General features: G+C 71.3%; 5 protein-coding genes. 3 read left to right on the top strand and 2 right to left on the bottom strand.

What is annotated here, in order from left to right; genetic code table 11:
* The first annotated feature begins 130 nt into the window (after positions 1-130).
* Both ACFU8Q_RS16850 and ACFU8Q_RS16845 read left to right on the top strand, forming a co-directional pair.
* Entirely contained in the window at positions 131-940 is an 810-nt protein-coding gene (locus ACFU8Q_RS16850) for a methyltransferase domain-containing protein (RefSeq protein WP_384453874.1), read from the top strand.
* A gap of 24 nt (positions 941-964) precedes the next feature.
* Positions 965-1,318 carry a VOC family protein gene (locus tag ACFU8Q_RS16845; protein ID WP_384453872.1) on the top strand — a complete coding sequence of 118 codons (354 nt, stop codon included), beginning with the start codon at positions 965-967 and terminating at the stop codon, positions 1,316-1,318.
* Between the two features lie 87 nt (positions 1,319-1,405).
* Here the strand turns inward: ACFU8Q_RS16845 and ACFU8Q_RS16840 are convergent, their stop codons facing one another.
* Positions 1,406-3,397 (bottom strand): DUF5107 domain-containing protein, encoded by a 1,992-nt coding sequence (locus ACFU8Q_RS16840; protein ID WP_384453869.1) that lies wholly within the window; start codon positions 3,395-3,397, stop codon positions 1,406-1,408.
* A gap of 274 nt (positions 3,398-3,671) precedes the next feature.
* Between ACFU8Q_RS16840 and ACFU8Q_RS16835 the strand changes: the two genes are divergently transcribed.
* On the top strand, positions 3,672-4,007 hold the full coding sequence (locus ACFU8Q_RS16835) for a DUF6204 family protein (protein ID WP_384453866.1): 336 nt from the start codon (positions 3,672-3,674) through the stop codon (positions 4,005-4,007).
* A gap of 43 nt (positions 4,008-4,050) precedes the next feature.
* Here the strand turns inward: ACFU8Q_RS16835 and asnB are convergent, their stop codons facing one another.
* On the bottom strand, positions 4,051-5,898 hold the full coding sequence (gene asnB, locus ACFU8Q_RS16830) for an asparagine synthase (glutamine-hydrolyzing) (RefSeq protein ID WP_384453863.1): 1,848 nt from the start codon (positions 5,896-5,898) through the stop codon (positions 4,051-4,053).
* Positions 5,899-6,000: the final 102 nt, after the last annotated feature.

Below are 6,000 nucleotides of genomic sequence, written 5' to 3'. Positions count from 1 at the left end.
CCACATAACAAGACACCTATCTCAATATTCGACATGGACGCGTACGGTGACGCTGACGGCCAGCCCTTCGCGCGGCTCGCGTTCGGGCTCCGCGCTCCGCGCTCCGCGCTCCGAGGAAGGATCCACCGCCATGCCGAAAGAGACCGCCTTCTACACCCACGGCCACCACGAGTCGGTACTGCGCTCGCACCGCTGGCGCACCGCCGCCAATTCCGCCGCGTATCTGATCGACGAGCTCCGCCCCGGCATGAGCGTGCTGGACGTCGGCTGCGGGCCCGGCACCATCACCGCGGACCTGGCCGCACTGGTCGCCCCCGGCCGGGTGACCGCCGTCGACACCACCGGGGAGATCCTGGCCCGGGCCGCCGAGGTCGCGGCCGAACACGGCCTGGACAACGTCGAGTTCACCACCGCGGACGTGCACGCCCTGGACTTCCCCGACGACTCCTTCGACGTCGTCCATGCCCATCAGGTGCTCCAGCACGTGGGCGACCCCGTACAGGCGCTGCGCGAGATGCGACGCGTCTGCCGCCCCGGCGGCATCGTCGCGGCCCGTGACAGCGACTACGCGGCGATGACCTGGTACCCGGAGGTGCCGGGCATGGACACCTGGCTGGAGCTGTACCGCCGGGTCGCCCGCGCCAACGGCGGCGAGCCGGACGCGGGCCGACGGCTGCTGTCCTGGGCGCGGCAGGCCGGCTTCACCGACATCACCCCGACCGCCGCCAACTGGTGCTTCGCCACCCCGGAGAGCCGCGCCTGGTGGAGCGGCATGTGGGCGGACCGTACGGTCGGCTCGGTGTACGCGGAGCGGGCCGTGTCCCACGGCCATGCGAGCGCCGGGGAGCTGGCCGCGATCGCCGCCGCCTGGCACGCATGGGGCGCGCAGGACGACGCCTGGTTCATGGTCCCGCACGGCGAGGTGCTCTGCCGGGCCTGAACACCGCCAACTACCCTTGCCCCCATGGACATTCTGGGAACCACGCTGCGCATCTGCGTCGACGACCTGGAGGCCGCGGTGGCCTTCTACGAGGACCTCACGGCCAGTTCCGCGCTGCGCTTCGAGCGCGGCGGAGTCTCGGTCGCCGCGATCGGTTGCTTCCTGCTGATGAGCGGCCCGGAGTCGGAGCTGGAGATCCTGCGCAAGGTGACGGCGACGATCGCGGTCAAGGATGTCGACGAAGCCCACGCCTCGCTCACCCGCGTCGGCGCCCGGATCCTCGCAGGTCCGGTTCCGACGCCGGTGGGCCGCAATCTGATCGCGGTGCATCCGGACGGCTCGGTCTTCGAGTACGTCGACCGGACCCCGGCCGGCTGAGCCGCGGGCTCCCCGCCCGACGGATCGGACTCGCGGCCGTCCGGCCCGCACCGGTGGAGGTGGGCGCGGGCTGGACGGCCTTCGGCGTCAAGCCCTGGGGCGCATCCGGTAGTTGTACGCTTCCGGCAGTGGCTCGTCGGTGAGCTCGGCCCAGACCTCGTCCAGGATCTCCGCGCCCTCGCGCAGATCCGCCACCTCGAAGCCCTCGTCGAAGACGGCCCGGGCGGTGGCGCGGTCCCCCTCGGCAATCAGCACTCGGGCCTCCAGCAGGCGGAAACGACCGCGCCGCTGGACCACCGGAGGCAGGCCGGCCCACACCGTCCGGGCCGCCGCGGGGCGACCCGCCGCCAGCATCGCCTCCATCGCCTCGCGGCCGAGCGCCGTCGCCGCAGACGTCCAGGCGTCATCACCGCCTTTACCACCGCCCTCGCCGTCGGGGCGTTGCGCACGCAGGTCGTCGAAGGCCTCGGCATAGAGGTCGGCGGCCCGATCCCCCTGTCCGCTCTCCTCGGCGGCGACGGCGAGGCAGCGCAACAGCGGCCACCGGGACGGAGCGAGAGCCAGTCCGCGTTCCCAGCTGCGGACCGCCTGGGCCCGGTCGCCGGCGTGCCACTGGGCGACGCCGAGGTGGTATTCGGTGAGGGGCTCGGCCGCGGCCGTCTCCAGCATGTCGCGCCAGTGCGGCGAGACCAGGGAGGGGCCGGGCGGGGCCGCCCGGCGCGGTTCGGGGAAGGTGCCCTGGTCCAGCAGCTCCAGCCAGGGTTCCTGCTGTTCACCCAGGGTGGAGTCGGCGAACGGCGTGCCGGGGAGCCGGTATTTTCCGCGCCGGACTTCCAGGGCACCCCAGCCGGATCCGGTGGCGAGCGACTCGCCGGGCTCGGTGTCGGCGCAGGGACGCCAGGCGGCGTACGCGGCGTCGACATCGGCGCGCGGCAGCACCTCGGCGAGCCGTCGCTCCGTCTCGGCGCGGGCGGCCGCCCAGTCGTCACCGTGCACGGCCCCGGGGTCCGCGGACAGCGGCCCGTACGACTCCAGCCAGCTGAACTCGGCGCCCGGTTCGAGCGGAATGTGTTCCAGCTGGGTACGGGCGAGTCCGGCCTGGATCTCGGCGTAGCCGCCGGTTCCGGGCTCGGTGAGCCACTCCTGCCAGCGCCGCCCGCCCGGGCCGCTGCCCCACAGGAACAGCTTCCGGCCCCGCAGCAGATCGGTCGACGTCTGGACGAGTCCGTGCCCGTCCTCGTCGAGGGAGGCGATCCAGCGGCGCGCGCCGTCGGGCACCTCGTAGAAGTAGTCGGCGGGGAAGTCGCCGCGCAGCGGGTACGTACGGTCGACGGATCCCGATTCGGGGACCGGGACCCGGGTCAGGGTGCGCGCGTAACCGAAGTGCCACGCCTCCTCGGCCGGGGCCAGGACACGGGTGCGTTCGCCCTCGGGCACGGCGATGTTGGACCACCAGTACACGGGTGCGGTGTGCTCGTGCGGATTGCGTATCCGTACGCCGACGTGCAGGAAGTCGGAGTCCTCGGGCAGCCAGAGGTCCACCTGGAACGGCAGATCGCGCAGCCGCTCCCACTCCCAGAGGCGGACCATGTCACCGCCGTCGGGTGCGGGCACCCGGGCCGCGTGCACCGGGGCGCAGGACAGTGTGGTGTGGCCCGTGGCGCCGACGTTCCACTCGATGCCGCCGGAGAACCAGGCGCCGTTGAGCGCGAAGTCGGCGGGCTGCAGCACGGGGTTGGTGTAGAGGAGTTCGCGGCCGGTCGGCTTGTGGTGGAGGGAGTGGACGCGACCGCCGAGCCCGGGCAGGACGGTGGCCCGCAGCCGGGCGTTCTCGATGATGATCGCGTCGAGTCCGGTGGGGACGCGCTCGCGCCCGTACCCGTCGAGGATGCGCACCGGCAGCACGGTGCCCAGTGGTTCGTAGCCGATCTGGCGTGCCATGTCACGTGGCAGTCCGGCCCGGTCGCGGTCGTCGACGACATGCATCTCGTCGAGCGGCCGCAGTGCGGGCAGCGGGTTCTCCGGGCCCAGTGGTGCGGCGGGCAGAGTCAGTACGGCACGTCGTACGGTCGTGGCCAAGGCAACCTCGCTCCCTCGCGCGGGCCGCCGCAGGTCCGGGCGTCCCCCGATGACCATGGAACACGCTGGACTGCGGCCCGGCCAGGGGCGTTGCCGTCAGACTTCGGCAAAAGACCGAAAGATCACGGGCGCGGCGCCGGAAACCGCCACCCCGGAGACCCGGCCCCGGTGGCCCCGAATCCGTTGGACCCGGATAATTCGCGTGCGTCTCACGCACACCGCCGTAACCTTGCCCCCCGACGGTTCACGAGCGAAAAGCGGAGCAGGAAACACGATGAGCACGCAGCACACCTACCGAGTGATCGTGCGCGGCACCTGGGAGGGTCTGACGGAAGAGGCACGCGCCCGGCTCCTGTCCGAGGTGGAAGAGCACGGGCTGAGCTCGATGGAGTTCACCGAGGAGGGCTCGCTGACGTACGACCGCGTGCTCAAGCACTTCAGCTTCCGCTTCGTGGTCGTGTCGGACGCCGAGGACGGCGAGGAGATGGCATCCGCGATCGCCGAGGACCGGGCCGAGACCCTGTTGCGGGACCAGGGTTACGGTCATGGCGAACTCCGGTCCAAGGCAACGGACATGGACACCATGAAGATCAATTACAAGGGGCGGTGAGCGAACGGGGCGGCCGCCGCGCGCCCCGCCGACGGCAGCCCGCTCAGCCGAGGTCCAGCTCCGGCTCGTACATGTCCAGCCACATCGCGAGGTCCAGAGTGCGTTCCAGCCCGCGTCGGGAGGCAGAGGTGATCCCGGGCGCGTCGTGTTCGGCCACCGTGCGCAGCCGGTCGCGGTCGATGAGGTCGAAGACCCGGTGGCCGGGGCTCGCGAGCAGAGTGCGGGCGTGCTCCTGGAGGGCGATGGCGTACTTCGGGTCCTGGGTCGACGGATAGGGGCTCTTGGTCCGTTCGTACACGGAACGGGGCAGCAGATCGGCGGTGGCCTCGCGCAGCAGGCTCTTCTCCCTGCCGTCGAAGGACTTCAGGGCCCAGGGGGTGTTGTAGACGTACTCGACGAGCCGGTGGTCGCAGAACGGCACCCGGACCTCCAGGCCGACGGCCATGCTCGCGCGGTCCTTGCGGTCGAGCAGCACGCGTACGAACCGGGTCAGGTGGAGGTGGCAGATCCGGCGCATGCGGTACTCGAAGTCGCTCTCGCCGGGGAGCCGTTCGATGCCGGCGACGGCCGATTCGTAGCTCTCGCGGATGTACTTCTCCAGGCCGAGGGCCTGGGTCACGTCGTCGCGGAGCACGCCCGCGTCCTCGCCGAAGTGCTCGGTGAACCGGACCAGCCAAGGGAAGGTGTCGGCGCTTCGCGCCTCCTCGTCGAAGAACTGGAGGTAGCCGCCGAAGACCTCGTCGGCGGACTCGCCGGACAGCGCGACCGTCGAGTGTTCGCGGATGGCCCGGAAGAGCAGATAGAGCGAGGCGTCCATGTCGCCGAGGCCCATGGGGATGTCCCGGGCCCGGATCATCCGGGCGCGTACATCGGGGTCGGCGAGGGCGTCCGGGTCGAGCACGATGTCGCGGTGGATGGTGCCGGCCCGCTCGGCCACGGCGTGGACGAACGGCGTGTCGGGGGTGGTGCGCAGTTCGTCGGCGACGAAGTGCTCGGTGCGTCCGACGAAGTCGACGGCGAAGGTGCGGACCTTCTCACCGGTCCTGGCGAGCTGCCGGGCGGCGAGGGAGGTGACCGCGGAGGAGTCGAGGCCGCCGGAGAGCAGGATGCAGCGGGGCACGTCGGAGATCAGCTGGCGGCGCACGATGTCGTCGAGCAGTGACCGTACGGTGGCGATCGAGGTGTCCCGGTCGTCGGGGTGCGGACGGCTCTCCAGCCGCCAGTAGACGTGTCGGCGCAGACCGCCGCGGTCGACGGTGAGCACCGTGCCGGGCTCCACCTCGTACATGCCGTCCCAGACGGCGTGCCCGGGGTTCTTGACGAGGCTGAAGAGCTCCCGGAGCCCGTCCAGGGTCACCCGGGGCCGGGACAGCGGGTTGGCGAGGATGGCCTTGGGCTCCGAGCCGAAGAGCACTCCGTCGGGCGTCGGCCAGTAGTAGAACGGCTTGACGCCCATCCGGTCGCGGATCATGACGAGCTTGTCGTGGCGGCTGTCCCAGAGGGCGAAGGCGTACATGCCGTTGAGCCGTTCGGCGACGGACTCGCCCCACTCCAGATAGCCGTGCAGCACGACCTCGGTGTCCGAGTCGGTGAGGAAGCGGTGCCCGCGGGCGGTCAGTTCGGTGCGGAGTTCGGTGAAGTTGTACGCCTCACCGGAGTAGACGAGGGCGACGTCGCCCTCGGGGGTGGAGACGGTCATGGGCTGGCGTCCGCCGGGCAGGTCGATGATCGCGAGCCGGCGGTGTCCGAGCCCCGCGTGCTCGACGGTCCAGGTCCCCCGGTCGTCCGGGCCCCGGCAGGCCATGGTCTCCGTCATCGCGTCCAGCGTCGCGGCCTCCGCGGCGGCTCGCAGATCGCGGTCGAAGGAGACCCAGCCGACGATGCCACACATATGCGTCCTCCCGATTCGGTCCCGGCCGGGAAGCGGTCGTACGCACGGTGCCGTCGCTCGGGCGGCATGCCGAAGGCGAAGGCCCGGCAGAACCAGTTGTAT

Source organism: Streptomyces sp. NPDC057543 (assembly GCF_042801895.1).
GTDB lineage: Bacteria > Actinomycetota > Actinomycetes > Streptomycetales > Streptomycetaceae > Streptomyces.
This window is presented reverse-complemented; position numbering and strand designations above follow the sequence as displayed.

Coding starts and splice junctions, on each gene's coding strand:
- ACFU8Q_RS16850 (WP_384453874.1), top strand. CDS start 131: ATGCCGAAAGAGACCGCCTTCTACACCCACGGCCACCACGAGTCGGTA.
- ACFU8Q_RS16845 (WP_384453872.1), top strand. CDS start 965: ATGGACATTCTGGGAACCACGCTGCGCATCTGCGTCGACGACCTGGAG.
- ACFU8Q_RS16835 (WP_384453866.1), top strand. CDS start 3,672: ATGAGCACGCAGCACACCTACCGAGTGATCGTGCGCGGCACCTGGGAG.
- asnB (WP_384453863.1), bottom strand. CDS start 5,898: ATGTGTGGCATCGTCGGCTGGGTCTCCTTCGACCGCGATCTGCGAGCC.